The 2,997-nt window shown below is 54.9% G+C and carries 2 protein-coding genes; both read left to right on the top strand.

The window, feature by feature from the left end:
• Positions 1-485 (top strand): hypothetical protein (locus tag AC1HCM_RS06270; protein WP_479460913.1); only part of this gene is annotated, 485 nt, incomplete at its 5' end.
• The coding region (locus AC1HCM_RS06265; protein ID WP_479460912.1) for a putative inorganic carbon transporter subunit DabA at positions 482-2,997 on the top strand (2,516 nt) is incomplete at its 3' end. The genes AC1HCM_RS06270 and AC1HCM_RS06265, both read left to right, overlap by 4 nt.

The following is a 2,997-nucleotide window of genomic DNA, read 5'->3' as shown; positions in this document are numbered from 1 at the left end:
TCTATCACTTCCTATCCCTGATTCCCCTTCTCTGGCTCTTCCTGCTCAGGGCTGAGGTAAACATCCTCTTGGTGGCTGCCCTTTCCCTTCCCTTCCTCCTACTCGGAATCCTTGACCGCCTTCTGATTGACAGGTTCGGTTCTTCCCACCTGAAGCTCCTCGGGGGTCTTGGCTGGGTCTCTCCGAGGCTCTCCCTCATTGTAGCCCTTTCCCTTCTTCTCTCGGCGGGGATGCCTACGGGAACCGTCTTCTTCTACTTCCTGACCTCCTCTCTCCTGTCGGGCTTTTTGGAGCTGATGGCTCTGTCATCCCTTTGGCTCCTTTGGGGCTGGAGTACCATGAGGCTCCTCTCCTCGCTTCTGTGGGGGGACAAAAGCGGTAACCTGCTCTACGAGGACCTTGATGCAAGGAGCTTTTATTTCATGCTCAGCCTGATAGTGATAACGTGCGGTCTGGGTATGCTTCTCCTGGAGGTTATGCTGTGAGGCTTGATGAGGGCAAGAGGCTATTCATAAGAAGCCTTGTAACCGTTGCCTCGGAGGTCATCCCCTACTTCTGGCCCATGCGCAACTTCATACACCACAATCCCCTCTACGGGCTTGAAGAGATGCCTTTCAGAGAGGCTGTTGAGAGAGGAGAAAGGCTCTTTCACGCAAGGGGATACCTAAGCAGGGAGACCTATCAGAGTCTCTTTCGGAGGGGTGAGGTCAGGGAGGAGTACCTGAGGGACTCTCTGAGGGAGTTCCTTAAGGAAAGGAGTCTGGAAGGAATTGAGCTGGAGGAGCTCCTCTTCAAACTGATGACGGAAGGCTCCGACCTGAGACCATACAGTAACCTCCACCTCAGCTGCTGCCCTGAGGAGGTCCAGAGGCTCTCCAAGAGGATACACTGGAACGAGGATGCCCACACCACAGCCCGAGGGCTGGCTGACAGGCTGGGCAGGGAGCTGACCCTCTACGATGGGCTTGACCTCCTCTTTGGGACGGAGATAGGGAGAACTCTTGATGAGCTCGTAATAAAGGTCTGTGCTGACTTCCTTGATGAGGGGCAGGCTGTCTGGGGTATGCCCCTGAGGGATAGGGGACTATACGGCTCTTGGAGGCAGATAGCCCTGAGGAACAGGAGGTTCATCCTAAAGGGCTGTCGGGGGATTGAGGAGATAGTAAGGGAGTGCGGAGACCCGGAGTCGGCGGTGTACCTTACCCTTGAGCTCCTTGACATACCTGAGGAGCTGTGGGAGGACTACATCACCCTTGAGCTTGCCAAGCTCCACGGATGGACTGGCTTCATAAGGTGGAGGTCAAGCACCAAGGACTACTACTGGCAGATAAAGCACCCCTCGGACCTCGTTGACTACCTCGCTATAAGGCTTACCCTCGGAACAGCCCTCCTGAGAAAAGAGAGGAGGAAGCTTTCTTCGGAGATGAACTACCACTCTCTCAGGGAGTTCATCCTGAAAAACCCTGAAGAGGCTGTGATGAGGTACGAGTTCCACACGGGAAGGGCACCTTCTTACCTCTACGATAAGCTTGCAGACCTGATGGAGGAGGGTAGGCTTGAGGGATTGAAGGAGGAGTACTTTGCCCAGAAGAGGAAGCTCCACGCCCTCAACACCGCCTCCTACCTGCTGAGGCTCTGGGAGTTGGCTGGTTTTGAGAAGGAGTCCCTTTTCTCTTTAGAGGAGGAGAAACTGAGCTCACTGATTGAGCTACTTCAGGAGTTTGAGAAGGAGGAGGGCTACCTCTGGCTCAGGGCGCATGAAAGGAGCATCATAGATGAGATCGCAGAAAAGCTCAAGCCTGTGCAGGTGGAAAGGAAGAGACCTTTCGCCCAGGCTCTCTTCTGCATTGACGTGCGTTCGGAAAGGTTCAGAAGGCACCTTGAGGAGATCGGGGAGTACGAGACCTACGGTATAGCCGGCTTCTTTGGAGTTCCCGTCAGCTTCATAGAGCTGGGAAAGGGACACGAGACCCACCTGTGCCCCGTCCTGATAAAGCCAAAGAACGTCGTCCTTGAGCTCAGGAGAGAGCTCAAGAGGGAGAAGGAAAGCCTCAGGGAGGTCCTGGAGGAGATACTTCACGACCTCAAGTACAACATACTCACTCCCTACATAACCGTGGAGGCTATAGGTCTTCTCTTTGGCTTTGATATGGTGGGTAAGACCCTCTTTCCCCTCGGCTACTCCCGCTTTAGAGAGAGGCTCTCTGAGGAGAAGCCCCCAACAAAGCTCATGGTGGACAAGCCCAGCAGGGAGTACGCCCTTGAGGTTATCGGGCTTCTCCAGAGGGAGCTGATAAGGAGGGCTCTGAGGGACAGGTTTGGGATAAGAGACCTTGATGAGGATACCCTTGAGAGGATAAGGAGGCTCGCCCTTGAGGAGGAATCACCCGCGAAAGTGGAGGAGCTCGGCATATCGGAGGAGCTCCTGAAGGTCCTGAGGGAGGAGTACAGGATAGAGAGGGGCTACATGCGGATACAGATGGAGAAGCTGGCAAAGATAGGCTTCACCCTTGAGGAGCAGGTCTTCTTCGTTGAGAGGGCTCTGAAGTCTATCGGGCTCACGGACGGCTTCGGCAAGCTGGTTCTTGTGATAGGACACGGGAGCAGGTCGGAGAACAATCCCTACGAATCAGCCCTTGACTGCGGAGCCTGCGGAGGGGATCACGGATACATAAACGCGAGGGTCTTTACCCAGATGGCGAACAGTCCGAAGGTTAGGGAGAGGCTAAGGGAGAGGGGTATAGACATACCCGAGGACACCGTCTTCATCGCCTGCGAGCACAACACCACAACCGACGAGGTCTATATATACGACACCCAGGACATACCTACTTCCCACCTTCCCTTCCTTGAGAAGGCTGTCAGAGACCTTGAGCTTGCAGGAAGGAGGTTTGCCAAGGAGAGGTGTGCGGAGCTTGAGGACGGCGATTGCTCTGAGGAGGAGAGAGCCTTCAAGGCTGTAAAGAGGAACTCCGTTGACTGGACCCAGGTCCGTCC

Source organism: Hydrogenivirga sp. (genome assembly GCF_056450045.1).
Note: the sequence above shows the minus strand (reverse complement) of the source record. Positions and strands in the feature narration are given on the sequence as shown.